Origin of the sequence: Streptomyces aureocirculatus (genome assembly GCF_000720475.1) — a bacterium.
GTDB classification, from domain to species: Bacteria; Actinomycetota; Actinomycetes; order Streptomycetales; family Streptomycetaceae; genus Streptomyces; species Streptomyces aureocirculatus.
In genome coordinates this window covers 247,705-273,869 of record NZ_JOAP01000005.1, presented here as the reverse complement: position 1 = coordinate 273,869, position 26,165 = coordinate 247,705, and the positions used below count along the sequence as shown (strand labels likewise).

The 26,165-nt window shown below is 72.8% G+C and carries 21 protein-coding genes; 8 read left to right on the top strand and 13 right to left on the bottom strand.

What is annotated here, in order from left to right:
• Nucleotides 1-2 precede the first annotated feature (2 nt).
• Nucleotides 3-5,102: an HD domain-containing protein gene (locus IG78_RS0106455; RefSeq protein ID WP_051852408.1), complete on the top strand. Its 5,100-nt coding sequence runs from the start codon at nt 3-5 to the stop codon at nt 5,100-5,102.
• Here IG78_RS0106455 and IG78_RS0106450 read toward each other — a convergent pair.
• The 7 genes from IG78_RS0106450 to IG78_RS0106420 all read right to left on the bottom strand — a co-directional run bounded on the left by IG78_RS0106450 (nt 5,099) and on the right by IG78_RS0106420 (nt 13,173).
• Nucleotides 5,099-5,644 carry an arginine repressor gene (locus tag IG78_RS0106450; protein ID WP_030560367.1) on the bottom strand — a complete coding sequence of 182 codons (546 nt, stop codon included), beginning with the start codon at nt 5,642-5,644 and terminating at the stop codon, nt 5,099-5,101. The two genes, IG78_RS0106455 and IG78_RS0106450, sit on opposite strands and share 4 nt — an antisense overlap.
• 7 nt (nt 5,645-5,651) lie before the next feature.
• Entirely contained in the window at nt 5,652-6,878 is a 1,227-nt protein-coding gene (locus tag IG78_RS0106445) for an acetylornithine transaminase (RefSeq protein WP_030560366.1), read from the bottom strand.
• On the bottom strand, nt 6,875-7,792 hold the full coding sequence (gene argB / locus IG78_RS0106440) for an acetylglutamate kinase (protein ID WP_030560364.1): 918 nt from the start codon (nt 7,790-7,792) through the stop codon (nt 6,875-6,877). The genes IG78_RS0106445 and argB overlap by 4 nt, the downstream gene beginning before the upstream one ends.
• 45 nt (nt 7,793-7,837) lie before the next feature.
• Nucleotides 7,838-8,989, bottom strand: coding sequence for a bifunctional glutamate N-acetyltransferase/amino-acid acetyltransferase ArgJ (argJ, locus tag IG78_RS0106435; RefSeq protein ID WP_030560363.1), 1,152 nt, complete (start codon nt 8,987-8,989; stop codon nt 7,838-7,840).
• 64 nt (nt 8,990-9,053) lie between these two features.
• A complete protein-coding gene (gene argC, locus IG78_RS0106430; protein WP_030560362.1) occupies nt 9,054-10,082 on the bottom strand; it encodes an N-acetyl-gamma-glutamyl-phosphate reductase in 1,029 nt (342 codons plus the stop codon).
• 309 nt (nt 10,083-10,391) lie between these two features.
• Nucleotides 10,392-12,611, bottom strand: a complete 2,220-nt coding sequence (locus tag IG78_RS0106425) for an NADP-dependent isocitrate dehydrogenase (RefSeq protein WP_030560360.1) — start codon at nt 12,609-12,611, stop codon at nt 10,392-10,394.
• Between the two features lie 121 nt (nt 12,612-12,732).
• Nucleotides 12,733-13,173: a MerR family transcriptional regulator gene (locus IG78_RS0106420; RefSeq protein WP_051852407.1), complete on the bottom strand. Its 441-nt coding sequence runs from the start codon at nt 13,171-13,173 to the stop codon at nt 12,733-12,735.
• 62 nt (nt 13,174-13,235) lie between these two features.
• On the opposite strand from IG78_RS0106420, the gene IG78_RS0106415 reads away from it, so the two are divergent.
• Nucleotides 13,236-14,189: an oxidoreductase gene (locus tag IG78_RS0106415; protein ID WP_030560357.1), complete on the top strand. Its 954-nt coding sequence runs from the start codon at nt 13,236-13,238 to the stop codon at nt 14,187-14,189.
• Here the strand turns inward: IG78_RS0106415 and IG78_RS0106410 are convergent.
• A complete protein-coding gene (locus IG78_RS0106410) occupies nt 14,186-15,784 on the bottom strand; it encodes an alpha/beta fold hydrolase (RefSeq protein WP_030560356.1) in 1,599 nt (532 codons plus the stop codon). The two genes, IG78_RS0106415 and IG78_RS0106410, sit on opposite strands and share 4 nt — an antisense overlap.
• 267 nt (nt 15,785-16,051) lie before the next feature.
• Between IG78_RS0106410 and IG78_RS0106405 the strand changes: the two genes are divergently transcribed.
• Complete coding sequence (locus IG78_RS0106405) at nt 16,052-17,041, top strand: aldo/keto reductase (RefSeq protein ID WP_030560355.1); 990 nt, start codon at nt 16,052-16,054, stop codon at nt 17,039-17,041.
• A 330-nt stretch (nt 17,042-17,371) separates the two neighbouring features.
• On the top strand, nt 17,372-17,767 hold the full coding sequence (locus tag IG78_RS52410) for a DUF6314 family protein (protein WP_063760713.1): 396 nt from the start codon (nt 17,372-17,374) through the stop codon (nt 17,765-17,767).
• A 28-nt stretch (nt 17,768-17,795) separates the two neighbouring features.
• On the opposite strand, the gene IG78_RS0106395 is transcribed toward IG78_RS52410, so the two are convergent.
• Both IG78_RS0106395 and IG78_RS0106390 read right to left on the bottom strand, forming a co-directional pair.
• Complete coding sequence (locus tag IG78_RS0106395; RefSeq protein ID WP_030560352.1) at nt 17,796-18,257, bottom strand: GNAT family N-acetyltransferase; 462 nt, start codon at nt 18,255-18,257, stop codon at nt 17,796-17,798.
• A 67-nt stretch (nt 18,258-18,324) separates the two neighbouring features.
• Nucleotides 18,325-19,767, bottom strand: a complete 1,443-nt coding sequence (locus IG78_RS0106390) for an aminotransferase-like domain-containing protein (RefSeq protein WP_030560351.1) — start codon at nt 19,765-19,767, stop codon at nt 18,325-18,327.
• Here IG78_RS0106390 and IG78_RS0106385 point away from each other — a divergent pair.
• Entirely contained in the window at nt 19,766-20,704 is a 939-nt protein-coding gene (locus IG78_RS0106385) for a DMT family transporter (RefSeq protein ID WP_030560349.1), read from the top strand. The genes IG78_RS0106390 and IG78_RS0106385 overlap by 2 nt on opposite strands.
• A 136-nt stretch (nt 20,705-20,840) precedes the next feature.
• On the top strand, nt 20,841-21,035 hold the full coding sequence (locus IG78_RS0106380; protein ID WP_030560348.1) for a DUF1918 domain-containing protein: 195 nt from the start codon (nt 20,841-20,843) through the stop codon (nt 21,033-21,035).
• A gap of 52 nt (nt 21,036-21,087) precedes the next feature.
• Here IG78_RS0106380 and IG78_RS0106375 read toward each other — a convergent pair whose 3' ends face one another.
• Complete coding sequence (locus tag IG78_RS0106375; RefSeq protein ID WP_030560346.1) at nt 21,088-22,311, bottom strand: glycoside hydrolase family 10-like protein; 1,224 nt, start codon at nt 22,309-22,311, stop codon at nt 21,088-21,090.
• Between the two features lie 184 nt (nt 22,312-22,495).
• On the opposite strand from IG78_RS0106375, the gene IG78_RS0106370 reads away from it, so the two are divergent.
• The gene (locus IG78_RS0106370) at nt 22,496-23,353 is read left to right on the top strand and encodes a 3-hydroxybutyryl-CoA dehydrogenase (protein ID WP_030560345.1); all 858 of its coding nucleotides are present in this window, start codon (nt 22,496-22,498) and stop codon (nt 23,351-23,353) included.
• A 236-nt stretch (nt 23,354-23,589) separates the two neighbouring features.
• Nucleotides 23,590-23,847 carry a hypothetical protein gene (locus IG78_RS0106365; RefSeq protein WP_030560343.1) on the top strand — a complete coding sequence of 86 codons (258 nt, stop codon included), beginning with the start codon at nt 23,590-23,592 and terminating at the stop codon, nt 23,845-23,847.
• A 21-nt stretch (nt 23,848-23,868) separates the two neighbouring features.
• Here the strand turns inward: IG78_RS0106365 and IG78_RS0106360 are convergent, their stop codons facing one another.
• The gene (locus IG78_RS0106360; protein ID WP_030560342.1) at nt 23,869-24,411 is read right to left on the bottom strand and encodes an NUDIX hydrolase; all 543 of its coding nucleotides are present in this window, start codon (nt 24,409-24,411) and stop codon (nt 23,869-23,871) included.
• A 154-nt stretch (nt 24,412-24,565) separates the two neighbouring features.
• Nucleotides 24,566-25,915, bottom strand: coding sequence for an NsdA family TPR-like regulatory protein (locus tag IG78_RS0106355; protein WP_030560341.1), 1,350 nt, complete (start codon nt 25,913-25,915; stop codon nt 24,566-24,568).
• Between the last annotated feature and the right edge of the window lie 250 nt (nt 25,916-26,165).

The following is a 26,165-nucleotide window of genomic DNA, read 5'->3' as shown; positions in this document are numbered from 1 at the left end:
GCATGGCATCACGTACAGCACTGCTCATCGGTGTCGGTGAGACACCTGACGCCGCCCACCGGTTCGACTCCCTCGAAACACCGGTCGCCGCCGACCTGCGGGCGCTCGGGGCCTCGCTCAGGGCCGCGGGGTACGAGGTGCGCACGGTGCCGGGGGCCTCGCGTGCCGAGATCATCACGACCGTGGACGAGGTGTCGCGGGGCGTCCCCGACGACGGCACCCTGCTGATCCACTTCACCGGGCACGGCATCCGTGTGGGCGGCACCGACCACTTGGTCCCGGCCGACGCGCGAGCCCCGCGGGGCGAGGGCGACGGCAACGGCGACGGCGACGGCGCCGAGTGGACCCAGCCGTACCTGGACACCCTCCTGCCCGCCGACATCAGCCCGTACCTCACCCACTGCCGGGCGGGCACCGTGCTGTGGCTGATCGACGCCTGCCGGGGCGAGCCCGCCGACGGAGTGTTCGGCAGCAGTGTCCTCAAGGGGCCGCCCTCGGGGCGGTTCGCGCTGCTCACGGCCTGCGCGGCCGGGCAGCGGGCAGGGTACTCGGCGGGCGGCAGCTTCTTCACCCTCGGTCTCGCGGAGGCCTTCCGGCCGTTGACGCAGGCGCGGACGGTGCAGGAGGTCTTCGAGACGGCGCGGCAGCACACGCTGCGCACCGCCCGCCTGCACGGCGCCGCGGACCAGGAGCCGCAGGTCCGGTACGGCACGGAGCGCGAGGCGCAGGCGCGCGCCGCGGTCGTCTGCGAGGGCCGTCGGCTCCTGGAGGCCTGGCGCGACGCCGTCGCCGGCACCGCGCTGTGGGAACGGGTCGCGGAGGACGACGCCGCGGGCGTGCCCCAACTGCGGGAGTGTCTCGGGGAACTGGTCGAGACGTGTGCGCAGGTCGTGCACCTCGCCCAGGAGCGGATGCCCGACCCCTGGGCCGACGACGACTTCCTCGTCCGTGTCGTACGGGACCAGTTGCCCCGCCTCGTCCCCAAGACGCAGACGCTGTCCGCCCTCGAAGCCGCCGCGCTGGTCGCCGCGCCGCTGCTGCACGAGGTCGCGTGGGCGCGGCGGCTCAGCCACGCGAGCGACATCTCGCCGTACACGGCCTGGCACCGTAAGGACGGCGACGCGTGGCGGCGCCACTACGAGCAGGTCGCCGAGCACCACCCGCACATCAAGAAGAAGCTCTCGGACTGCCTCATCGGCGCTCGCCCCGAGGAGGCGCGCGACATCGCCCTGTGGCTGGTGCACCGGTGGATCGCGGAGCGGTTCGTGACGGACGAGACGGCCGTGCCCGAGGTGGAGTCGCGGGCGCTCGCCGACGCGCTGTGCCCGGGACCGCGCGCCCGCGAGCTGTCCGCCGCGCTGTCCCAGCTCGCCGCGGGCATCGTGCTCGGCCCGCCCGCGCCGGACCGTGGCCGACGCCAGGACCTGGCCTTCCCCGTGCTCGGCGGCGCCCGGCAGCCGCTGCGCTCCGACGACCTCGCCGGGGTGCTGCACCTGGCCTGTCTGCTCGCCCTGGACGTCCGCGTGCTGCCCGAGGTGCTCGCCGAGCACCTGGCCGTCCGCGACCCGGTCCTGCCGCAGGACGCCGTCAACGCCGTGCGCGACGCCGACTGGCACACCGCGGACGGCGACCTCCATCTGGACGCGGCCTGCCCGCACCCGGCGCTGCACGCCGCGTTCGCGGGCGTCGTGGAGCAGGCGGACGAGCTCACGGACGCGCTGCGCGACACCGCCAGAGGGCTGCCCGCGCCACGGGCCGCGCTCCTGTCCGGCCTGCCCGCCCGCGTCACCGATCGCGGGCTTCGCCCCGCCGAGGACCGCGGCCACCGGGCGTACGACGTACCGCTGTTGCGCTTTCAGTTGTCCCAGACCGAGGTCCGCGATCTGCTCATGGGCGAGCGCATCTACGACGGCGAGCCGGACCTGGCCCTGCGTGAGCTGTACCAGAACGCCATGGACGCCTGCCGCCATCGCGCGCTGCGCCACCGCTACCTGCGGAGCAGGGGCGCACACCCTGCACCCTGGTCGGGCCGGATCGTCTTCACCGAGGGCGAGGACGAGCGGGGCCGCTACATCGAGTGCCGGGACAACGGCGTCGGCATGGGGCTCGACCGGCTCAAGAACACCTTCACCAAGGCGGGCCGCCGCTTCGAGCAGTCCCGGGCCTTCCGCCAGGAGCAGGCGACCTGGCACCGCCACGACCCCGCCCTGCGCCTCTACCCCAACAGCCGGTTCGGCATCGGGGTGTTCAGCTACTTCATGCTGGCCGAGGAGATGACGGTGGTGACCCGCCCCGTCGGCACGGACGGGATCCCGGCCCGGCGGGCCCTGCGGGTGGACATCCCCGGCAGCGCGAATCTCTTCCGGGTCCAGGAGTACGACGACGCCTTCGCGGCGGAGGGGGACGGGCTCCTCGAAGGCGGCACCCGGGTGCGGCTGTACCTGCGGGACTCCGCGGGCGTGTCGAGGGTCTCGCCGGTCGCCACCCTGGAGCGGCTTGTGATGGTGAGCGAGTTCGCGCTGCGGGTGCGGGACGCCTCGGGGCGGCAGCGGAACTGGGAGCCCGGTGTGCTGCGCTACGCGTCGGCGGACGACGGGACCACCGAGTACGTCGAGGCGGTTCCCGGAGTGCTGTGGTGGGTGAGCGGCCAGGGCGCGATCCTCTGCGACGGCATCGGAACCGACAAGAAGCCCTTCGGCTATGTCCTCGATCTGACCGGCCCGCAGGCCGGGACGCTCAGCCTCAACCGCAAGAAGCTCCAGTCGTACGACAGGGAGTGGGAGGCGCGGCAGTGGGCGCGCGGCGCGGGGGCGCTCGCCGAGTGGCCGGATCTGGACATGGCGTGGCTGTGGCGTCTGGAGCGGCACAACCTGGCGGCGGCCCGCACCGTGTGGGAGCAGTGGCGCGGGCGGGGTGTGCGGGTGCGCGACCATGACTTGTGGGGCGGCCAGGCCCTCGACCTGGACTCCGCGGGCTGGTTCCACTGGGACGTCCGGGTCGTCCGCGGGAGGTCCCGGTACGGTGTGGAGCGGGACTGGCCCGAGGTCGCGGCGCCGTGGCGGGCCGCGGTGCTCGGCGGCGGGCGGCTTTCTCAGCAGGCGATGCCAGTTTCGACCGCGGGGCACCCGGTGCCCGAGCCGGGCTGGGCCCGCGTCGCCCAGGGCGCCCCGCCGGACTGGGGCACCCGGATCAGCGCCGGCCGGGAGCCGCTCGACTGGCGGGTGGTCGTGGCCCTCGCGGACGGCACGGGCATGACGGTCCGCGAGGTCGTGCGCGCCGCGCGCGGCCTGCGGATCGTCCACCCGGTCCTGAAGCCGCCCCGGGTGCTGTGCCGCCCCGCCGCCGCGGGCGAGGGCCGGGACGGTCTGGACTGGACACCCGACCCGTGCGACGCACAGATCATCGAGGGGCTGCTCGCACGGGGCACGCGCAATGGCTGGCAACGTGCGGGCCGACGCAAGAACGAGAACGACTACGAGCACGCGCCGGACGACCTGGGCGGTCTGGTACGAACCTCCCGGGCGGCGCGGGAACCGCTCGGCCGCCTCGCCGAGCGATGCGCCAGGTTCGCACCGTTCCTCTCCTCCCCGCCGCCGGTCGCGCCCGACCACCACGTGGACCACGTGTGCGACGCGACGGACCTCGCGCTGCTCTACCGGGAGGGGCCGCGAGGCTGGCGCCGCGTCCGGTGGCCGTGGGACGTCATCGAGATCGCGGACACACAGCAGCTCTCGCCGCTGGAGGTGCGCGAACGGCTCGCACGGTTCGCGTGGCTCGGCTGGACGGCACCGGACGCGGACGCCGTACGGCGGTGGGCCGGGGTGCCGTGGGACATCTCCGTCGTGCTGCAGGCCTACTGCGTGCCGGATCCGGACGGCCGCCTCACGCTGCCGTGGGCGGCCACGTTCGCGCTGGCGGCGGAGTGGGAGGTGCCGCTGCGCAAGGCGGAGAAGATGCTCGCACGCTGGGCGGACCACCTGGGCCTCGCGCACACCCGGCGGTACCGGGAGAAGTCGGCGGCGGGTCGGCTGGTTCCGGTGCCGGAGACCGCGAGCGTGCTGGGCCGTGCACACACGGGTGGGCTCACACTGGAGGACGGTCTGTCCCTGCGCGACCTGGCGTTCGTCCGGCCGCAGAGCACGTCCTGGGACGACCTCGCCGTGGTCCTGGAGGACCTGCGCGAGGCGGGTGCGGACGTGCCCGCGGCGGGCGGCCTGCTGCGTGCCTGGGAGGAGCTGCCGGTGCCCAGCCGGTACGCGTTCTCCGGTTCCGACCCCTCGCTGGACGCCGCCGACTACCCGGTCCTGCCGACGGCCGACATCCTGTTCGCGTCGAGCATCGACCTGAGGACGCCGCTGGCCACCACGTGGAAGACGGCGCGCCGCGAGGCGAAGCGCGTGCGCCTGGAGGTGCCGGACCTGCCGACCGAGCTCGCCGGTTTCCGCCCCGGGCGCGAAGAGGGCCAGGCACTGCTCGACTGGGGCGAAGAGCACTACGAAGAGTGGGCCGAGCCCCCGCGCTGGGCCGCGCTCACCGCCGAACGCCTGGTCACGTACGCCCGCAGCCGCCACATCGGCGCCCGGGCCGCGTACGAACGCCTTTCGCCCCTCCGGGAGCTGGGCGCGCAGATCCCCGAGCTGGACCCGGCCGACATCGCGAACCTGCCCGCAGGCGTCCCCGACGCCCGGGACGCCGTCGCCCTCGGCGCGGCCCATCGCGTCTCCGCGCCCGGCAGCCCGCTCCGCCCCCTCGACCTGCTGAGCCTCGCCGGACGACTCGGCGAACCCGTCACCGTCACCTGGCGGCGCATCGTCCCGTATCTGCCCCTGGAGGCGTCGCCCCCGGCTCTCGACCCGGCCGCCGTACCGGAGGAGCTGCCCCGCTGGCAGGACCTGATCGTCCTCTCGGTCCACGCCGACGGCGCGCTTCCGGCGCTGAGCGGGCGTCTCACGCCGGAGCAGATCCGGTTCGCCGCCGACGCCGTGGACGAGAGCGAGGAGTGGGTCGCGGAGCGCCTCGGCCGCTATGCGGCGCTGTTCGGCCTTGAGCTGCCCACTCTTCCCAGCGGGCTCCCCGCCGAAGAGCCGGACGCCGCGAACTAGTGCTCGTTGGACGCGAGGCGCAGCAGGTGGTCGGCGAGTGCCTGGCCTCCGCTCGGCTCCCTGCTGATCAGCATCACCGTGTCGTCACCGGCGATCGTGCCGAGGATGTCGTGCAGTTCGGCCTGGTCGATGGCGGAGGCGAGGAACTGCGCGGCGCCCGGCGGGGTGCGCAGGACGACGAGGTTGGCCGAGGCCTCCGCGGAGATCAGGAGTTCCACGGAGAGGCGGCGCATCCGCTGCTCCTTGGCGGACTCGCCGAGGGGGACGCGCGGGGTGCGGAAGCCGCCCTCGCTCGGCACGGCGTAGATCAGGTCGCCCTCGGTGTTGCGGATCTTGACGGCGTTGAGCTCGTCGAGGTCGCGGGAGAGCGTCGCCTGGGTGACGGTCAGGCCGTCGTCGGCGAGCAGCTTCGCCAGTTGGCTCTGGGAGCGCACCGGCTGCCGGTTGAGGATGTCCACGATCCGGCGGTGGCGTGCGGTGCGGGTCTGGGGCACGGCGGGTCCCGCGTGCTCAACCGGCCCGTTGTCCTGCGCGTGACTCATCGTCGTCTCACTCCCCGGATCGTCCTTCCCCGTCGGCCGCGTCGGCCCGGTCGGCCGCGACGGCCTGGTCGAGGGCGCCGGGCAGGGCCCGGAGGAAGGCGTCCACCTCGGTGTCGCGCACGTTCAGCGGCGGCATGAGCCGTACGACATCGGGGGCGGGCGCGTTGACCAGGAAGCCGGCGTCCTGAGCCGCCTGCTGCACCCGCGGTGCCAGCGGCTCGGTGAGCACGATACCCAGCAGCAGTCCCTCGCCCCTGACATGGTCGACCAACGCGTGCCCGGCTGACTCAATTGTGCCGCGCAGCTTCTCGCCGGCGCGCTTGGTGTTCTCCAGGAGCCCCTCGGCCACGATCGTGTCGATGACGGCGAGTCCGGCGGCGCAGGCCACCGGGTTGCCGCCGAAGGTGGTGCCGTGCTGGCCGGGGGTGAGGAGCTCGGCCGCCGCGCCGAAGGCCACGGTCGCGCCGAGGGGCAGGCCGCCGCCGAGACCCTTCGCGAGCGTGACGACATCGGGGTGCACGCCTTCCTGCGCGAGATGGGCGAACCAGTGGCCGGTGCGGCCGACCCCGGTCTGCACCTCGTCAAGGACGAGGAGGGTGCCGGTGGCGCGGGTGATCTCGCGGGCCGCCCTGAGGTAGCCGACGGGCGGCACGACGACGCCGCTCTCGCCCTGGATCGGCTCGACGATCACGAAGGCGGTGTCCTCGGTGACCGCGGCGCGCAGGGCCTCGACGTCGCCGTAGGGGACGTGCGTGACGTCTCCGGGCAGCGGCAGGAACGGCTCCTGCTTGCCGGGCTGTCCCGTGAGGGCGAGCGCGCCCATGGTGCGGCCGTGGAAGCCGCCCTCGGTGGCGACCATGTGGGTGCGCCCCGTACGGCGGCCGATCTTGAAGGCGCCCTCGTTGGCCTCGGCGCCCGAATTGCAGAAGTACACGCGGCCGTCGCGGCCGAAGAGGTCGAGGAGGCGCTCGGCGAGGGCGACGGGCGGTTCGGCGACGAACAGGTTGGAGACGTGGCCGAGCGCGCCGATCTGCCGGGTCACGGCCTCCACCACAGCGGGGTGGCCGTGGCCGAGCGCGTTCACCGCGATACCGCCGACGAAGTCGGTGTACTTCGTGCCGTCCGCGTCCCACAGGGTGCTGCCCGCGCCGCGCACCAGCGGGATGCGGGGCGTGCCGTAGTTGTCCATCAGCGCGCCCTGCCAGCGCCGGGTCAGGTCCTGGTTGGTCGTCATGCCGGTTCCCCCTGGCTCGGCTCGTCCGGCACGACCATCGTGCCGATTCCTTCGTCGGTGAAGATCTCAAGCAGGATCGCGTGCTGGACGCGCCCGTCGATGACGCGCGCGGTGTTGACGCCGTTGCGCACGGCGTGCAGACAGCCCCGCATCTTCGGCACCATGCCGCTGGAGAGATCGGGGATGAGCTTCTCGAGCTCCATCGCCGTGAGACGGCTGATGACGTCGTCGTTGTCGGGCCAGTCCTCGTAGAGGCCCTCGACGTCGGTGAGCACCATCAGCGTCTCGGCACCAAGCGCCGCAGCGAGTGCCGCAGCCGCCGTATCAGCATTGACGTTGTAGACATGCCCCGTGTCACCTTCGTCCTGGGAGCGGGCGATCGAGGAGACGACCGGGATGCGGCCGTCCGCGAGCAGCGCCTCGATGGCGCCGGTGTCGATCTCGGTGACCTCGCCCACCTGGCCGATGTCGACCGGTTCGCCGCCGATCAGCGGCCGGTGCCGGGTCGCGGTGATGGTGTGCGCGTCCTCCCCGGTGAGGCCGACGGCGAGCGGTCCGTACTCGTTGAGCAGGCCCACGAGTTCGCGCTGCACCTGCCCGGCGAGGACCATGCGTACGACGTCCATGGCTTCGGGCGTCGTCACGCGAAGCCCCGCCTTGAACTCGCTGACCAGGCCCTGTTTGTCGAGCTGGGCGCTGATCTGCGGGCCGCCGCCGTGCACCACGACGGGCTTGAGGCCCGCGTGGTGCAGGAACACGACGTCCTGGGCGAAGGCGGCCTTCAGCTCGTGGTCCACCATCGCGTTGCCGCCGAATTTGATGACGACGGTCTTGCCGCGGTGGCGGGTCAGCCAGGGCAGCGCTTCGGTCAGGATCTGTGCCTTGGGCAGTGCGGTGTGCTTGCGGGTGCTCATGGGCTTTCCAGGTGGAGACGGACGTACCGCTGCCTGCGGGACGGCTTACGACGAGTACGCGCTGTTCTCGTGTACGTAGTCGGCGGTGAGGTCGTTCGCCCAGATCACGGCCGACGCGGAACCGGCGGCGAGATCGGCGGTGATCCTCACCTCGCGGTAGCGCATGTCGACGAGGTCGCGGTCCTCGCCGACGGAGCCGTTCTTACAGACCCAGACGCCGTTGATGGCGACGTTCAACTGGTCGGGCTCGAAGACGGCGCTCGTGGTGCCGATGGCGGAGAGCACCCGGCCCCAGTTGGGGTCCTCGCCGTGGATGGCGCACTTGAGGAGGTTGTTGCGGGCGATGGAGCGGCCCACCTCGACGGCGTCGTCCTCGCTCGCGGCGCCGACGACCTCGATGCGGATGTCCTTGCTCGCGCCCTCGGCGTCGCCGATGAGCTGGCGGGCGAGGTCGTCGCAGACGGTGCGGACCGCCTCGGCGAACTCCGCGTACGCGGGGCTCACCCCGGCCGCGCCGGAGGCGAGCAGGAGCACCGTGTCGTTGGTGGACATGCAGCCGTCGGAGTCGACCCGGTCGAAGGTGAGGCGGGTGGCCTCGCGCAGCGCCCGGTCCAGGTCGGGAGCGGGGACGTCGGCGTCGGTGGTGAGGACGACCAGCATCGTGGCCAGGCCGGGGGCGAGCATGCCCGCGCCCTTGGCCATGCCTCCGACGGACCAGCCCGCGCCCTCGGCCACCGCCGTCTTGTGCACGCTGTCGGTGGTCTTGATGGCGATGGCGGCCTTCTCGCCGCCGTGCGCGGACAGGGCACCGGCCGCGGTGTCGACGCCGGGCAGCAGCTTGTCCATGGGGAGCGTGACGCCGATGAGCCCGGTCGAGGCGACGGCCACCTCGCCCGCGTCGACGCCGAGGGCGCCGGCGACCCGCTCGGCGGTGGCGTGGGTGTCCTGGAAACCCCGCGGGCCCGTGCAGGCGTTGGCGCCACCGGAGTTCAGGACCACGGCCGCGACCTGTCCGCCCTTGAGCACCTGCTCGGACCACAGGACCGGCGCGGCCTTCACGCGGTTGGACGTGAAGACTCCCGCGGCGGCCGTGCGGGGCCCGTCGTTGACCACGAGGGCCAGGTCGGGGTTGCCGTTCTGCTTGATTCCTGCGGCGATGCCCGCCGCCCGGAACCCCTTGGCTGCCGTGACACTCACTGCGTCTCCTTGTTCGTCGCGGTCGCGGGCGCCATGTGCGGCACTGCCTGCGTGCGCACGGCGCTCATGGCGCGACACCGATCGTGGAAAGCCCCAGCTCCTCCGGGAGCCCGAGGGCTATGTTCATGCTCTGCACCGCGCCGCCCGCGGTGCCCTTGGCGAGGTTGTCGATGGCGCTGATCACGATGACGCGGCCGGACGCCGGGTCGTGGGCGGCCTGGACGTGCACGGCGTTGGAGCCGTACACCGAAGCCGTCGCCGGCCACTGGCCCTCCGGCAGGAGCCGCACGAACGGCTCGTCGGCGAAGGCCTTCTCGTACGTCGCGCGCACGCTGTCCGCGGTCACGCCGGGCCGGGCCTTGGCGCTGCACGTGGCGAGGATGCCGCGCGGCATCGGCGCGAGGGTCGGCGTGAAGGAGACCGTGATCCGCGTCCCTGCGGCGGCGCTCAGGTTCTGGATCATCTCGGGCGTGTGCCGGTGCGCACCGCCCACGCCGTACGGCGACATGGAGCCCATGACCTCGGAGCCGAGCAGGTGCGGCTTGGCCGCCTTGCCCGCGCCCGAGGTGCCGGACGCCGCGACGATCACCGCTTCGTCCTCGACGAGCCCGGCGGCGTACGCGGGGAAGAGGGCGAGCGAGACGGCCGTCGGATAGCAGCCGGGGACCGCGACGCGCTTGGTGCCCGCGAGGGCGGCGCGGGCGCCGGGCAGCTCCGGCAGGCCGTAGGGCCAGGTGCCCGCGTGCGCGCTGCCGTAGAACTTCTCCCAGTCCGCCGCGTCCCGCAGCCGGAAGTCGGCTCCCATGTCGACGACGAGCACGTCCGGGCCGAGCTGTTCGGCGACGGCCGCGGACTGGCCGTGCGGCAGGGCGAGGAAGACGACGTCGTGCCCTGCCAGGCTCTCGGCGGTGGTCGGCGCCAGGACGCGGTCGGCGAGCGGGGCCAGGTGCGGCTGGAGGGCGCCAAGGCGCTCACCCGCGTTCGAGTGGGCGGTGAGAGTGCCGATCTCCACCTCGGGGTGCACGGCCAGGAGCCTCAGCAGCTCGCCGCCCGCGTACCCGCTCGCTCCTGCTACCGCTGCGCGTACCGTCATGGATTCCTCCTGCGTGTATGGCATGAATATACAACGCGCCGCACGTTTATGCAATGGAGGGTCGGAGTCGCCCCGGACAGTGGCTGCTGGTCAGGCGCCGCAGGAGCCGACGAGACCGGGCCCACTCCCCTCCCCCAAGGTGATCGACGCTCGGCCCATCATGGCACCGGGGCCGCGCGGACCGGCAGCGACGGCTGACAGTTCAGCAGCCTGAACGATCGGCGCCCGCACACCCCTCCGCCCCGGTCGGCGGGCTGCCGACCGGGGCGGAGGGGTGTGCGGGCGCCGGGGCGCCGGGCACGGGGTGCGTCAGGCGAGCGAGGCGATCGCCTGGTTGAACGTGGCCGACGGGCGCATGACCGCCGAAGCCTTCGCCGGGTCCGGCTGGTAGTAGCCGCCGATGTCGGCGGGCTTGCCCTGGGCGGCGATCAGCTCGTCGACGATCGTCTGCTCCTGCTCGGTCAGCGTCTTGGCGAGCGGCCCGAACGCCTCGGCGAGCTTGACGTCATCGGTCTGCTTGGCCAGCTCCTGAGCCCAGTACAGGGACAGGTAGAAGTGGCTGCCGCGGTTGTCGATGCCGCCCAGCTTGCGGCTCGGCGACTTGTTCTCCTCCAGGAAGGAGGCCGTCGCGCGGTCCAGGGTGTCCGCGAGGACCTGGGCGCGCGCGTTGCCGGTGGTCTGCGCGAGGTGCTCGAAGGACACCGCGAGCGCGAGGAACTCGCCGAGGCTGTCCCAGCGCAGGTAGTTCTCCTTGACCAACTGCTGCACGTGCTTGGGCGCGGAGCCGCCGGCGCCGGTCTCGAACAGGCCGCCGCCGTTCATCAGCGGGACCACCGAGAGCATCTTGGCGCTGGTGCCGAGCTCCAGGATCGGGAACAGGTCGGTCAGGTAGTCACGCAGGACGTTGCCGGTGACGGAGATCGTGTCGAGGCCCTCGCGGATGCGCTCCACCGACAGCTTGGTGGCCTCCACCGGGGACAGGACCCTGATGTCGAGGCCCTCGGTGTCGAACTCCGGCAGATACGCCTCCACCTTGGCGATCAGGTTGGCGTCGTGGGCGCGGGTGGCGTCCAGCCAGAAGACGGCCGGGTTGCCGGTGGCGCGGGCGCGGCTGACGGCCAGCTTCACCCAGTCCTTGATCGGGGCGTCCTTCGTCTGGCAGGCGCGGAAGATGTCGCCCTCGGCGACCGCCTGCTCGATGAGGACGCCGCCCTCGGCGTCGACGAGGCGGACCGTGCCGGTGGTGGGGATCTCGAAGGTCTTGTCGTGGGAGCCGTACTCCTCGGCCTTCTGCGCCATCAGACCGACGTTCGGGACCGAGCCCATGGTGGCCGGGTCGTAGGCGCCGTTGGCCCGGCAGTCGTCGATGACGACCTGGTAGACGCCCGCGTAGGAGGAGTCGGGGATGACCGCGAGGGTGTCGGCCTCGCCGCCGTCCTTGTCCCACATGTGGCCGGAGGTGCGGATCATGGCCGGCATGGAGGCGTCGACGATGACGTCGGACGGCACGTGCAGGTTGGTGATGCCGCGGTCGGAGTCGACCATCGCCAGGTCCGGGCCCTCGGCCAGCTCGGCCTCGAAGGACGCCTTGATCTCGGCGCCGTTCGAGAGCGACTCCAGGCCCTTGTAGATGCCGCCGAGGCCGTCGTTCGGGGAGAGACCGGCCGCGGCCAGGTCGGCGCCGAAGGCCGCGAACGTCTTCGGGAAGAAGGCGCGTACGACATGGCCGAAGACGATCGGGTCGGAGACCTTCATCATCGTCGCCTTGAGGTGCACCGAGAACAGCACGCCCTCGGCCTTGGCCTTGGCGACCTGCGCGGTGAGGAACTCGCGGAGGGCGGCGACGCGCATCACGGAGGCGTCGACGACCTCACCGGCGAGGACCGGGACGGACTCGCGCAGAACCGTGGTGGAGCCGTTGTCGCCGACCAACTCGATCTTGAGCGCGCCGTCCTTCTCGATCACGACGGACTTCTCCGTCGAGCGGAAGTCGTTCTCGCCCATGGTGGCGACGTTCGTCTTGGAATCGCCCGTCCAGGCACCCATGCGGTGCGGGTGTGCCTTGGCGTAGTTCTTCACCGAGGCGGGGGCGCGGCGGTCGGAGTTGCCCTCGCGCAGAACCGGGTTGACGGCGGAGCCCTTGACCTTGTCGTAGCGGGCGCGGATGTCGCGCTCCTCGTCGGTCTTCGGGTCGTCCGGGTAGTCCGGCAGCGCGTAGCCCTGCTCCTGCAGCTCGGCGACGGCGGCCTTGAGCTGCGGGATGGACGCCGAGATGTTCGGCAGCTTGATGATGTTCGCCTGCGGCGTCTTGGCGAGTTCGCCCAGCTCGGCGAGCGCGTCGTCGATGCGCCGGCCCGCCTCCAGCCGCTCCGGGAAGCTCGCGATGATCCGGCCCGCCAGGGAGATGTCACGGGTCTCGACGCTGACACCGGCCGTCGAGGCGTACGCCTGGATCACGGGCAGGAACGAATGCGTCGCGAGGGCGGGGGCCTCGTCAGTGTGTGTATAGATGATGGTCGAGTCAGTCACCGGGTGCTCCGCTCCACGTCTGCAACATTGCTCGACATCAAGATATCTCGTGACGGTGGCGGCCAGGACAGGGCCCTGGCGGACATCGTCCGTCCGGTCGGCGGGACGCGCCACGACGGCCTCACCGCGGCAGGCCGGGCGCCCACACCCCCGCCGCCGTGCCCTCGCGGACGTGCTTCTCGTACGCCGTGACCTTGCCGTGGATGATCTCCAGGCTCTGCTGGAGCTCGGCGACCCGCTCCCGGACGGCACGCTCGTGGGCACGCAGCAGCGCGAGCCGGTCCGGTTCGTTCCCGGGTCCTGAGCGGACGAGCCGCGCGAACTCCTTCAGGGTCGCGATCGGCATGCCCGAGGCGCGCAGGCGGTTGCACAGGGCCAGCCACTCCACGTCGGCGGGGGCGTACGCGCGCCGCCCGCCGCCGGTCCGCGGGATCGGCCGCAGGAAGAGCTCCTCGCGTTCGAAGAAGCGGAGCGCGTGCACGCTCAGGCCAGTGGCGTCGGCCACTTCCCCGATCGACAGACCGGCCTTGTCCCCGGGGGCGGCGCCCTGCGGCCGCTCCATGTGTCCTCCCGCGCGCTCCGAGCTTGATCTAGATCGCAGTCTAGGTTCTAGCGTCCTGCCCCATGACTCGCACCAGCACCCCCTTCACCGCTGCCAGCACCGCCGACGAGGTACTGAAGGACATCGACCTCACCGGCAGCACCGCAGTGATCACCGGTGGCTACTCCGGCCTCGGCCTGGAGGCGACCCGGGCCCTGGCCCGCGCCGGGGCCCGGGTGATCGTCCCGGCACGGCGGCCCAGGACGGCGGCGGCCGCGCTGCGCGACATCCCCGGCACCGAGGTCGCCGCGCTCGACCTCGCGGACCCCGAGAGCATCCGCGCGTTCGCCGACGGGCTGCTCGCGGCGGGCCCCGCCGCCCGGGTCGACATCCTCATCAACAACGCCGGGATCATGGCGTGTCCGGAGACACGCGTCGGCCCGGGATGGGAGGCGCACTTCGGGGTGAACCACCTCGGCCACTTCGCGCTCGTCAACCACCTCGCCCCGGCCCTGACCCACGGCCGCGCCCGCGTCGTGTCCGTGGCCTCGTCGGGCCACTTCCTCTCCGGCATCCGCTGGGACGACCCGCACTTCAGGCGCGACCCCTACGACCGGTGGCTCGCCTACGCCCAGTCCAAGACGGCCAACGCCCTGTTCACCCGGCACCTGGACGCCCTCACCGGTGACCGCGGCCCGCGCGCCCTCGCCGTGCACCCGGGCAGCATCCTCACCCCGCTGCAGCGCCACATCCCGCGCGAGGAGCAGATCGCGCAGGGCTGGATGGACGCGGCAGGGGCCCCCGCCGACGGCTTCAAGACACCCGCGCAGGGCGCGGCGACCGCCGTGTGGGCGGCGACCTCACCGCTGCTGGAGGCGCACGGCGGCGCGTACTGCCAGGACTGCGACATCGCCGGGCCCGCCACCACGGACGACATGCTGATCGGCGGCGTCAAGCCCTGGGCGGCGGACCCGGAGGCAGCGGCCCGGCTCTGGGACCTGTCCGCCGGCCTCACCGGTCTCGACGCCTTCGCCTAGGGCCTGTCAGTGACCCGAGCGGTCGGTGCCGGGCAGTCGACGTCCCGCCCGGGCAGCGCGCCGCCGCCGAGGTAGTCGTTGACGGCCCGGTCGGCGCACGGCACGCGCGTCAGCCCCTCGATGTCGCGGCCGTAGACGCCGTGGGCGCGGATGTCGGTGGCCACGAGCCGGGAGCCGCGCAGTGCCCGGTGCATGGCGAGGGCGTCGGCGAAGCGCGTGTGGTCGCGCTCGGCCTGGAGCATCAGGACGGGTACGTCGTTGTCGACCGTGACCGCGGGTTCGCGCGGCGGCTCCTCGAAGAACAGGCACGGCGCCGTGATGCCGTTGACGAAGGGACCGAAGACGGGCTCGGTGGCGCGGCTGCGGACACTGTTCCTCCAGTACGTCTCCGTGGCCGAGGGCCAGCCGCCCGCGGGCCAGCCGCCGTCGCCGCACATGAAGATCATGCCGCCGAGCATGCTGTCCGCGACCTCGGGCGAGCCGAGTGTCTTCAGCATCGCGGCGAGTTCGGGGCCCGGCTCGGTCAGCTTCCCGCGGTCGGCGGCGACGAGGTCGCGCACCAGGGCGGCCAGCAGCGCGTCGTTCTCCGCCTGGGTGAGCGGCTGTTTGAGGATCATGCGCAGCAGCGGGGCGGTCAGCCGTTGCCCGGCCACGGGCAACGGCCGCCGCTCCGCGTGCGCGAGCACCTCCTCGACCCGGGCCCGGACCTCGGCGGCGGTGCGGCCGAGCCGGTACGCCGCGTGCCGCCGCGCCGTCCAGGCGGCCCACTCGTCCAGGGCGCGCTCGGCGGGCGCCCCCGAGCGCCGGAACTGCTCGTACTGCGTGGCGGCGGGGTCGGTGACGGAGTCCACGACGAACCGGTCGACGCGGCGCGGGAACATCTGCGTGTACGTGACGCCCAGGTCGGCGCCGTAGGACACGCCGTAGTACGACAGGGTGCGGCGGCCGAGGGCCGCGCGGATCACATCCATGTCGCGGGCGACGTCGCGGGACGAGGCGTGCGGCAGCAGTGCGCGGTTGTCGCCGTGCTCGTGGCAGCGGCGCGCGTCCTCGCGGGCGTCGCGCACCGCCGCGTCGAAGCCGGCGCGCGCACTGGTGGTCACGGGTGGGGCGGGCCGGTCGGCGGGGGCGCAGACGAGAGGGGTGCTCTCGCCGAGGAAGCGCGGGTCGAAGCCGATCAGGTCATAGCGGTCCGCGACGTCCTTCAGCGCGGGGCGCAGCGCGAGGGTGTGGGCGAGGCCGGGGCCGCCGGGGCCGCCCGGGTTGGAGAGCAGCACGCCGCGGCGCTCGCTCGCCGGGGCGGTGGCCTCGACGCGGGAGATCGCGATCTCGATGGTGCGGCCGTGCGGGTCGGCGTAGTCGAGCGGGACGGTGACGTAGGCGCAGCGCGCGCCCGCCGCGTTCAGTTCCTTCTGGGCGGCGGGGCAGGGGGTCCAGTCGAGGCGCTGGTGCTCGTAGGCGGCGAGGTCGGGCCCGGCCGGGGGCGCGGGGCGACCGGTCAGGGTCTGCGCGGGCAGGCCACCCGCGAGGACGGCGGCGAGACCGAGCCCCAGTGCGATTCCTCGTCGGGCGGTGGTCGTGAGGGTGGCGCGCATCGTGCTCCTCGGGACGTCGTACGGCCGGTGGACCGACGCTACGAACCCACGGCCGGGGCGGCCATCCGGCCAGCAGGAGCCCCGGCCCTGGGGACAGCCCCCGGTGTCCTGGCTTCGGCCTTGGCTCCGGCCCTGGTCGGCTCCGGCTCTGGCTCTGGCTCCGGCCCTGGTCGGCTCCGGCTCCGGCCGCCGAGACACGCTTGCGATGAAGCGCACTCCAACTCCTAGTGTCAGGGACGAAATCACCGCACCACCTGGAGGCTGACCATGAACGGCATACCCACGCGCAGGCTCGGCGCCCTGACGGTCTCCGCCCAGGGGCTCGGCTGCATGGGGATGAGCGACGCCTACGGCTCCTCGGACGACGACCGTTCGATCGCCACCATCCACCGCGCGCTCGACCTCGGCGTCACCCTCCTCGACACCTCCGACTACTACGGCGGCGGGCACAACGAGGAGCTGCTCGGCCGGGCCCTCGCGGGGCACCGCCGTGAACAGGCCGTCCTCGCCACGAAGTTCGGCTTCGCCAACCGGCTCGGTGAGCCGGTGCGGCTCCGCGGCGACGCCGCCTACGTGCGCGAGGCCTGCGACGCCTCGCTGCGCCGGCTCGGCGTCGACCACATCGACCTGTACTACCTGCACCGCGTCGACCCGCAGGTGCCGATCGAGGAGACGGTCGGCGCGATGGCCGACCTGGTCGCCGCCGGGAAGGTGCGCCACATCGGCCTGTCCGAGGCCGGCGCGCGCACGATCCGGCGGGCCCACGCCGTGCACCCCATCGCGGCGCTGCAGAGCGAGTGGTCGCTGTGGACGCGGGACCTGGAGGACGAGATCGCACCGGTCTGCCGGGAGCTCGGCATCGGCATCGTGCCGTTCTCACCGCTCGGCCGCGGCTTCCTGACCGGCCGTCTCACCTCGGTGGACAGCCTGGAGGCGGGCGACATGCGGCGCGGCCAGCCGCGGTTCGCCGACGGCAACCTGGAGCGGAACCTCGCCATCGTCGAGGCCCTCGACGGCCTGGCCGCGCGGCGGGGCGTCACGGCGGGCCAGCTCGCCCTCGCCTGGGTGCAGCACCGGGGCGACGACGTGGTGCCGATCCCGGGCACGCGCCGGCAGACCTACCTGGAGGAGAACCTGACGGCCGCCACGCTCGAACTGTCCCCCGACGAGCTCGCCGAGATCGACGCGGTGGCGCCCCTGGGCAGTGTCGCGGGACCCCGCTACGACGAGAAGAGCCTGGCGGCGGTGGACAAGTAGGACGAGCCCCGCGCCGAGTAGCCTGCGGGTATGTCCTTTCCCGTGCCCTCCTGCGATGAGCGCGCCGACGCCGCGGCCGAGCCGGTGGGGCCCGAGCCGACCGGCCCCGTGCACGCGGTGCCGGACGTGCTCGCGTTCCTGCTCGGGAACTGGCGGGTCGAGCGGACGGTACGGGACTTCGCGGGCGCGGCGGCGGAAAGCGGTGGGGCGACAGGGAGCGGCGCGACGGCGGAAAGCGGCGCGGCGACAGGAAGCCGTGGGGCGGCGGAAAGCGGCGCGGCGACAGGAAGCCGTGGGGCGGCGAGGAGCGGCGCGGCGGCAGGACACGGCGTGGCGGCCGGTCCGGCCGAGGGGCGGTTCAGCGGGACGACACGCTTCACCCCGCTCGACGGCACGGGCCCGCGCCCGACCGCGGCCCCCGCGGGCCTGCTGCACCACGAGTCCGGCACGTTCACCTGGCACGGCGTCGCCCGGCCCGCCGAGCGCACCCTGCGGTTCCTGCCGGGCGAGGGGCCGGGCACCGCCGCCGTGCACTTCGCCGACGGGCGCTTCTTCCACGACCTGGACCTGCGCTCGGGCCGTCACACCGCCGACCACCCGTGCGCGCGGGACCTGTACCGCGGCGCGTTCGAGGTGTACGACGCGGACCGCTGGCGCACCCGGTGGCGGGTGGCGGGCCCCGCCAAGGACCTGCTCCTGACGACGGACTACACGCGCCTGCCGTGACCGTGCCCGCGCTCGGGCCGCCGCCGGGTCACTGCTCCCCGAGCAGCATCCAGTGCTCGGGGTGGTCGAGGCCGGTGAAGCCCACCTTCTCGTACACCCCGTGCGCGTCCCCCGTGGCGAGCAGCACCCTGCGCAGCCCGTACGGGGCGAGGTGGTCCCGTACCCCGGCCGCGAGCGCGGTGCCGAGCCCCTTGCCGCGCACCGAACGGTCGATGTAGACGTCGCAGAGGAAGGCGAACGTGGCGTGGTCGGTCACCACGCGGGCGTAGCCGACCTGGGTGCCCGAAGCCTCCTCGTACACACCGAAGTTGAGCGAACCGGCCACGGACGCGTCCTGCTTGCCGCGCGTCCTGCCGATGGCCCAGTAGGCGTCCTGCGACAGCCACTGGTGGATGCGGCAGAGATCGAGGCGGGCGGGGTCGGTGGACAGCTCGTACCCGTCGGGAAAGGGGAACGCGCGCTTGTCAGGGGCTTCGTACTCGTTGGTCATGACGCGAGACTCGCAGGACCGCCGCCCGGCGTCGAGTGTCTTTCGCCGCTCCCGCACGCGCCCTTCCTCACACAAGCACCTCGTCGCACGCTACGCGCAGCCTGCGGACACCCTCGGTGATCTCCCCGGGACCGGCGAGCGCCGCGAAGCTGACCCGCAGGTGACCCGCGGGCGGTTCCGCCGCGAAGTACGGGCGGCCCGGCGCCACCGCCACCCCGGCGCGCGACGCGGCCGCGGCCAGGGCGGTTTCGTCGGTGCCGTCGGGCAGTCGCAGCCACAGGTGGTAGCCGCCGACCGGGACGTGCGGCAGCGCGAGCTCGGGCAGGCGCAGCCGCAGCGCCGCCGCCATCGCGTCCCTGCGGTCCCGCAACTCGACGGCCACGGTGCGCAGATGGCGCGGCCAGGCCGGGGAGCCGACGAGTTCGAGCGCGGCCTCCTGGAGGGGTCTCGGCACGAAGAAGTGGTCGACGACCTGGATGGCGCGCAGCCGCTCCAGGACGGGCCCGCGCGCGGCGAGGGCGCTCACGCGAAAGTTCGGCGACGTCGCCTTGGTCAGCGAGCAGACGTGCACGACGACACCGTCCCTGTCGTCCGAGGCGAGCGGCCGGGGCAGCGGCCCCGCGTCCTCGTGGACCAGGCGGCGCACGAAGTCGTCCTCGACCACGAACGCGCCCGCCTCGTGGGCGATCCGCAGGACCTCGGGGCGGCGCTCGGCGGACAGGACGGCGCCGGTGGGGTTCTGGAACAGGGGCTGGCAGACGAACACCCGCGCGCCGGTGGCACGGAACGCGGCGGCGAGCAGGTCGGGGCGTACGCCGTCGGTGTCCACGGGCACCGGCACCGGGCGCAGCCCCGCGGCCCGCGCGATCGCGAGGAGGCCCGGGTAGGTGGGCGATTCGAGCAGCACGGGCGCGCCGGGCGGGGCGAGGGCGCGCAGGGCCGTCGTCAGGGCGCTCTGCCCGCCCGCGGTGATCAGGACCTCGGCGGCGGTGATCGCGCCCCCGATGCCGCGCGCGAACCACTCCCGCAGCTCCGGCAGGCCCTCGGCCGGTGGCCGGTCCCAGACGCCGGGGCGGCGGCCCGCGCGGGCGAGCGCGGCGGCCATCGCGCGCTCGGGCTGCAGCGACGCGTGCAGATAGCCGCCGCTGAACTCCACGACGCCGGGCGACGGCACGGCGAGGGTGGCGAGGACGCCGGAGGCGTCGACGGACCGGGGCACGACCTCCGTGGCGGCGTCCGCGCTGAGTGTCACCTCCTGCCAGGAGGTGTCCCCCACGGCCGCGGCGACGCCCGCTCCCTGCGGCTGCGCCCGGAAGGCCCCGGCGCCCGGCCGGGTGACGACGAGCCCCTCCGCGGCGAGCTGCGCCAGCGCACGCGACACGGTCACCGGGCTCACCCGGAACCGCTCGACCAGCGCCCGACTGGACGGCAGCTTCCCACCCGGAGAGTAGCGGTCCAGCTCACCCCGCAGCTTCTGCGTCAACTCATTCACACTGCTACGCTCATGCATGAACGCACAGGATAGCGCTACTGCCTCCCGACGGATAACAGTCCCGGCCACCGCGCCCACGGGAGCCCCGGCCCCCGACCGCCGCCGCGCAGGCACCGTTCAAGCCGCGCTCGGCGTCGTCGCCTTCTCCCTCACGTTCCCGGCTACCGCCTGGGGCCTCGAAGGCATCGGGCCCTGGTCCCTGGTCGGTCTGCGCTGTGTGCTGAGCGCGGTGATCGCCGGTGGCTGTCTGCTCGCGCTGCGCGTTCCCGTGCCGCCGCGGGCCCACTGGGGCGGACTCGCGGTCGTCGCGGGCGGTGTCGTGATCGGGTTCCCGCTGCTCACGGCCCTCGCCCTGCAGACGTCGAGCACCGCGCACGCGGCCGTGGTCGTCGGCCTGCTGCCCCTGACGACCGCCGCGTTCTCGGCGCTGCGCACCGGCGTCCGTCCATCGCGCACCTTCTGGACGGCGGCGATCGCGGGCGCGGTGGCGGTCCTCGGGTTCACGGTGCAGCAGAGCGGCGGCGCGCTCTCCACCGCCGACCTGTATCTGTTCGGCGCGCTCCTGGTGTGCGCCGCCGGTTACACCGAGGGCGGCCGGCTCGCCCGGGTGATGCCGGGCTGGCAGGTCATCGGCTGGGCCCTGGTGCTCTGTCTGCCGCTGTCCGTCGCCTGGTCGGCCGTCGCCCTGGCGCACGAGTCCTTCGAGCTGACGGCGCACAGCACGGCGGGCCTGCTCTACGCGGCGATCGGCTCACAGTTCCTCGGGCTGCTCGTCTGGTACCGCGGCATGGCCGCCATCGGCATCCCGAAGGCCAGCCAGCTCCAGCTCGCCCAGCCCCTGCTCACCCTGTTCTGGTCGCTGTTCCTGCTCGGCGAGGAACTGACGCCCGCGGCGCCGCTGACGGCGGTGGCGGTCCTCGTGTGCATCGCCGTCACCCAGCGGGCCCGCGGCTGACAGGTGGGCGCCCGGCGGCCGTCACCCGGCGCCCGCGCGGGGAGGCGGTGACAGAGGAGGCGCCAACAGCCGACACCGGTCGTACACTGACGGCCACGCACCGCCACCACTGTGATCCAGGAGGAGGGCACTCCCCATGCAAGCATCCGTGGGCGACCGGCTGCTGATCCACGGCAGGATCGTCGGACAGCACGACCGGACGGCGGAGGTCATCGAGGTCCTCGGCGCGAACGGCACCCCGCCCTATCGCGTGCGGTTCGATGACGGGCACGAGACTCTCATGTCACCGGGCCCGGACACCGTCGTACGGCACTTCGGCACCGGCGAGTGAGCACCGGGGCCCGGGCCGCCCGACCCGGGCCCGGGCCCCGGCACCGCGGCGCTCAGCCGGCGCGGACGCGGTAGTGGTCGTCGACGACGCGCTGCATCGCGCCGATCCGGTCGGCGACGACGTGCTTCGCCGAGTAGAAGACGTGCCCGCGCACGTGCGGATAACCCTTGGCGAAGGTGAGGTGCCGGGACAGCTCCGCGGGGTCCTGCCACGGCGCGGGCTGCGCCGGGTCCCCCGCCTTGTAGAGGGCCTCCCCCACGTAGAGCCGCACGCCCGTGCCCCGCGCCACCTCGTCCCACCAGGGCACCAGCTTGGCGTAGTCGGCCGCGGCGAGCCCGATGTGCCAGTACAACTGCGGGCAGATGTAGTCGATCCACCCCTTGCGCACCCAGCCGCGCGTGTCCGCGTACAGATCGTCGTAGGTCTGCACGCCCGCCCGGGTGTCCGAACCGGTCGGGTCGGTCGCCGCGTTGCGCCACACGCCGAACGGACTGATCCCCAACTGCGTGCGCCTACGCACCTTCTTCACCCGTACGCCCATCTCCCGCACCATGCGGTCGATGTTGTCGCGGCGCCACGACGCCCGGTCGGGGAAGCCGCCGCCGTAGCGGGCGAAGGCGTCGTCGTCGTCGAAGTTCTGGCCCGCGACGGGGTACGGGTAGAAGTAGTCGTCCCAGTGGACCGCGTCCAGGGGATAGCGGCGCACCGCGTCGAGCATGGAGTCCTGCATGAACCGCCGCACCTCGGGCAGCCCGGGGTTGTAGTAGAGCTTCCCGCCGTACGGCACGACCCAGTCGGGGTGCAGTCGTGCCGGGTGGGACGGAACGAGGCGGGTCGGGTCGGTGTGCATGGCGATCCGGAACGGGTTGAACCAGGCGTGCAGCTCAAGGCCTCTTCGGTGCGCCTCGCGCACGGCGGTGCCCAGCGGGTCCCAGCCGGGGTCCTTGCCCTGGGTGCCCGTGAGGTACTCCGACCAGGGCTCGAACCGTGACGGCCAGAAGGCGTCCGCGGTGGGGCGCACCTGGAGGACCACCGCGTTCAGACGGCGGCGGACCGCTTCGTCCAGATACGTGATCAGCTCCGCGCGCTGCTGGTCGGCGGACAGTCCCGGCTTGGAAGGCCAGTCGATGTTGACGACGGTCGCCACCCACATACCGCGCAGCTCGCGCCCCCGGTGCCGGGCCGCGGGCGCCGCCACCGCGTCCCCGGACACCGCGAGCCCGGCGGCGACCGTGGCCGCCGCCATGGTGAACGCCCGACGTGACATATGCCTCATGAAGTCGCCCCTCGAGTCAGGATTCCTCCGGCGATCGCTGGCCGTGCGGCAACAGCATGCCCGACCCGGACCGGATCTCACCGCAGGTTGCGGAGTAACGTTCACCGGCGAGGCAGGCACCGGCACCGTGCGGGGGACCCTGCCGGACCTGTTGATCAGCGAAAGGCACGAGGTGACCGACTCCATGGCCGACATTGCGCGCGTGGGAGTAGTGGGCTGCGGCCAGATGGGCGCGGGGATCGCGGAGGTCTGCGCCCGTTCCGGCCTGGATGTGATGGTCGCGGAGACCACCGGTGAGGCCCTGGAGATCGGCCGCACCCGGCTGTGCAACTCCCTGGCCAAGGCGGCCGAGCGCGGCAAGATCTCCGAGGAGGAGCGGGACTCCGCGATGGAGCGCCTCAGCTTCACCACCGACCTCGGCGAGTTCGCCGACCGTGACCTCGTCATCGAGGCGGTCGTGGAGAACGAGCAGGTCAAGACCGAGATCTTCCAGGTGCTCGACCATGTGGTGACGCGCCAGGACGCCATCCTCGCCTCCAACACCTCCTCCATCCCGCTGGTGAAGCTGGCCGTGGCGACCTCCCGCCCCGACCACGTCATCGGCATCCACTTCTTCAACCCGGCCCCCGTGCAGCAGCTCGTCGAGCTGATTCCGGCGCTGACCACGTCGGAGGGCACCATCAGCCGGGCGCAGGTGCTGGTGGAGAAGGTGCTCGGCAAGCACGCGATCCGCGCCCAGGACCGCTCGGGCTTCGTGGTGAACGCGCTCCTCATCCCGTATCTGCTTTCGGCCATCCGGATGTTCGAGTCGGGCATCGCCTCGCGCGAGGACATCGACAACGGCATGGAGATGGGCTGTGCCCACCCGATGGGCCCGCTGAAGCTGTCCGACCTCATCGGCCTCGACACGGTGGCGTCGGTCGCGGACAGCATGTACGAGGAGTACAAGGAGCCGCTGTACGCCGCTCCCCCGCTGCTCCAGCGCATGGTCGACGCGGGCCGCCTCGGCCGCAAGACCGGTTCCGGTTTCTACACGTACTAGGTTCCGCTTACCGGGACGCGACCTCGGAGCAGCTACGCTCCGTAGCTGAATTCAAGTCAATTTTCGGTCAGTTCACGGGCCCGGCACTCATCGAGTGCCGGGCCCGCGCCATTCACACACCGTGTGCGCGGCGGGCTCGCATATGCCCTTCGCACACGCTGTCGCCCCGACCACCTGGCGAGTTGACTTTCCGTGCGCACAGGGGGGAAGTGACCGCTACCGAAAGGAGCTGACTCGTGACCACCGACCCCGAGCGTCCCGTGGTCCCGGAAGAACTCGCAGAGTTACGACGCAGCCTGGACGTGGGCCTCGCCCGCGTCGACGGACGGCTCGCGTTACTCACGCAGAGCGACTCCCAGCACACCAAGGACCAGGATGACCTGTCCCTCCGGATCACGGCCCTCGAGCACAACAGGTGGCCCCTGCCGGCCCTCGCCGCCCTTACGTCGATCGGGGCACTCGCGGTGGCGGTCTGGCAGGCCCTCGGGCGCTAGGGCCGAGCCGGGACAGGACCGTTAACGCGCGTCCTGGCCAAGACGCAGATGGTGCAGCATGAGGAGTGCCGCCGCCATATTGGCGGCCGGGACCTCGCCCCGCCCCACCATGTCGGGGACGAGCTTCAGTGGGACCCACTCACGTCGGTCCGACTCGAAGTCGTCCTGAGGGTGGCCGATGTAGGTCCCCTCGTCCGACCAGTAGATGTGGTGCCGGGCGTCGGTGAGACCGTTGGACGGCTCCACGCTCATCAGGTGCCGCAAGGGTCCCGGCCGCCAGCCGGTCTCCTCCTCCATCTCGCGGGCCGCCGCGCCTGCGATGTCCTCGCCGTCCTCGACGACCCCCGCGGCCAGTTCCCAGCCCCAACTGTCGGTGATGAAGCGGTGCCGCCACAGGAGCAGCACCTCGTTGGCCTCGTTGACGACCGTGGCGATCGCCACCGGCCGCAGTTGTATCAGGAAGTGGTCGAGGTGTCGCCCGTCGGGTAGCTCGACATCTGCGAGATTGACGGTGAACCATCGGTTTCCATACACAGTTTGTTCGCTCTGTTTCGTCCACTGCACGGTTCTGCCACCTTCCGCCGAATAGATGGCAATATCGCAGCAGGAGAGTGTGCAGAGCACTCCGCGCACGGCAGAGCGAAGTAGCACGTGTCATGAGTCGTTCCGCCCCCGGCCCTCCGGCGGCGCGGAGTTCGCGCGGTACCGCGCGGTGTTGCTACAGCGGTACCCGCAGTGCCCCGTCGATGAGTTCGGCGGCCTCGGCCGTGCCCGCGCAGTCGCTGCGCACCAGGTGCTCGCGCACCGCCCGCAGCCGGTCGCGCAGCCGCTGGGACTCCATCCCCCGCGCCTGTTCCGCCATTTCCACCGCCGTCGCGACGGCCTCGTCGGTGTTCCCCTTGCGCAGTTCGATCTGGCTCAGCATGGCGAGCCGGTGGACGCGGCCTCGGTCGTGCGCCGGGGTGTCCACGGCCGCCGCGGCGTGCTCGTGCGCCCCGGTGAGATCGCCGAGGCTGAGCAGTGCCTCCGCCACCTGTACGTTCACCAGGCCGGGCTGGACATAGCCCGTCTCGTCCGGCTCGCGCCCCCGCCGGATGCGGTCGGCCGCGGCCTCGGCACGCCGGATGCACGACAGGGCGCTGCTGCCGTCGCCCAGGTGCGCGTACGACTTGGCCTGCATCGCGTACAGGTCGGACGCGAGCGCCGGGGTGATGTCACGTCCCGCGGCCCGCAGCGCGGCCTCCGCGAAGGCGACCGCCTGGCGGTACTCACGCATGAAGAGCGACTGGTTGACGAGCAGCGCGATGACATAGGCGCCGAGCCCGCGGTCACCACTGGCCTTCGCGAGCCGCAGGGCCTGGTGGAAGTAGCGCTGCGCCAGGCCGTGCGCGTCCGAGTCGTAGGCGCAGATGCCCGCTATCGCCACCAGGCCGCCCGTGGCCCGGTGGAGCTGACGCCCCATCGCGTCGGTGTAGCTGCCCCGCAGCAGCGGGGCCGCCTCGGCGTTCAGGAAGCCCACGATGCGGGTGCGCGTGGCCACCCCGCCGGTCTTGCGGTACATCTGCTCGTAGTGCGCCCTGGCCATCCGCATCATGTCCACGTCCGCCATGCTGACCGGGTGCCGGCCGCCGCGTGAGACGTCCACGTCCTCCGGCGGGTTCTCCCACTCCCACACCGGCATGACCGCGGGCGTACCGGTGACGGCGGGGGCGCCGAGCAGATGCGGGCGCTGCTGTTCGTCCGAGCGCCACAGCGCCGTGGCCCGCTCGACGAACCCGGAGAGCGTGGAGGCCATCGAGCTGTGCCTGGCGGCCGTGGAGCCGGGCACCCCGAGGCCGATGTCGTCGAGCGTGACCGTGCGCCGCAGACGTCCGGCGAGCACCTCACAGATCAGGTCCGGCACCTGGCCGCGCGGGCGCTGGCCCTTCAACCAGCGCGCCACGGCGGTGTGTTCGTATCTCAGCGAGAGGCCTCTCGCCCTGCCTGCCTGGTTCACATGGGCGGCAAGACCCGCATGCGAGATGCCCGCCTCGTCGAGGATCGCGTCGAGCAGGGTGTTGGGCTGCATGAATGCCCTCCGTCGGCTCCGTGCGACCCAGCGTAGTCGCACTCCCCTCACACGGGGTGTGAACGGAGTGCCCGCATCCGCTCGGTGCGCGCTCTGCCACGCCGGGCGCGGGCCCGGTTGACTGAGAGCCCTCACCAAGGAGGCGGCCGGGCCGCCGGCTCCCCCCTCATACAGTGCGGCGGCCCCACTGTGGCGCCGTCCGTAGGCCGTCGTCTGCCTGGTAACTCCGCGACGGCCCGGACGGCGCAGG

Excerpts from the sequence above, each read along its gene's own strand:
- IG78_RS0106375 (WP_030560346.1), bottom strand. The coding sequence starts at position 22,311 with ATGAGGCATATGTCACGTCGGGCGTTCACCATGGCGGCGGCCACGGTC.
- IG78_RS0106390 (WP_030560351.1), bottom strand. The coding sequence starts at position 19,767 with ATGCATGAGCGTAGCAGTGTGAATGAGTTGACGCAGAAGCTGCGGGGT.
- argC (WP_030560362.1), bottom strand. The coding sequence starts at position 10,082 with ATGACGGTACGCGCAGCGGTAGCAGGAGCGAGCGGGTACGCGGGCGGC.
- IG78_RS0106385 (WP_030560349.1), top strand. The coding sequence starts at position 19,766 with ATGAACGCACAGGATAGCGCTACTGCCTCCCGACGGATAACAGTCCCG.
- IG78_RS0106355 (WP_030560341.1), bottom strand. The coding sequence starts at position 25,915 with ATGCAGCCCAACACCCTGCTCGACGCGATCCTCGACGAGGCGGGCATC.
- IG78_RS0106395 (WP_030560352.1), bottom strand. The coding sequence starts at position 18,257 with ATGACCAACGAGTACGAAGCCCCTGACAAGCGCGCGTTCCCCTTTCCC.
- IG78_RS0106415 (WP_030560357.1), top strand. The coding sequence starts at position 13,236 with ATGACTCGCACCAGCACCCCCTTCACCGCTGCCAGCACCGCCGACGAG.
- IG78_RS0106370 (WP_030560345.1), top strand. The coding sequence starts at position 22,496 with ATGGCCGACATTGCGCGCGTGGGAGTAGTGGGCTGCGGCCAGATGGGC.
- IG78_RS0106455 (WP_051852408.1), top strand. The coding sequence starts at position 3 with ATGGCATCACGTACAGCACTGCTCATCGGTGTCGGTGAGACACCTGAC.
- IG78_RS0106445 (WP_030560366.1), bottom strand. The coding sequence starts at position 6,878 with ATGACGACCAACCAGGACCTGACCCGGCGCTGGCAGGGCGCGCTGATG.
- IG78_RS0106380 (WP_030560348.1), top strand. The coding sequence starts at position 20,841 with ATGCAAGCATCCGTGGGCGACCGGCTGCTGATCCACGGCAGGATCGTC.
- IG78_RS0106450 (WP_030560367.1), bottom strand. The coding sequence starts at position 5,644 with ATGAGTCACGCGCAGGACAACGGGCCGGTTGAGCACGCGGGACCCGCC.
- IG78_RS0106405 (WP_030560355.1), top strand. The coding sequence starts at position 16,052 with ATGAACGGCATACCCACGCGCAGGCTCGGCGCCCTGACGGTCTCCGCC.
- IG78_RS0106410 (WP_030560356.1), bottom strand. The coding sequence starts at position 15,784 with ATGCGCGCCACCCTCACGACCACCGCCCGACGAGGAATCGCACTGGGG.
- IG78_RS0106420 (WP_051852407.1), bottom strand. The coding sequence starts at position 13,173 with ATGGAGCGGCCGCAGGGCGCCGCCCCCGGGGACAAGGCCGGTCTGTCG.
- argB (WP_030560364.1), bottom strand. The coding sequence starts at position 7,792 with ATGAGCACCCGCAAGCACACCGCACTGCCCAAGGCACAGATCCTGACC.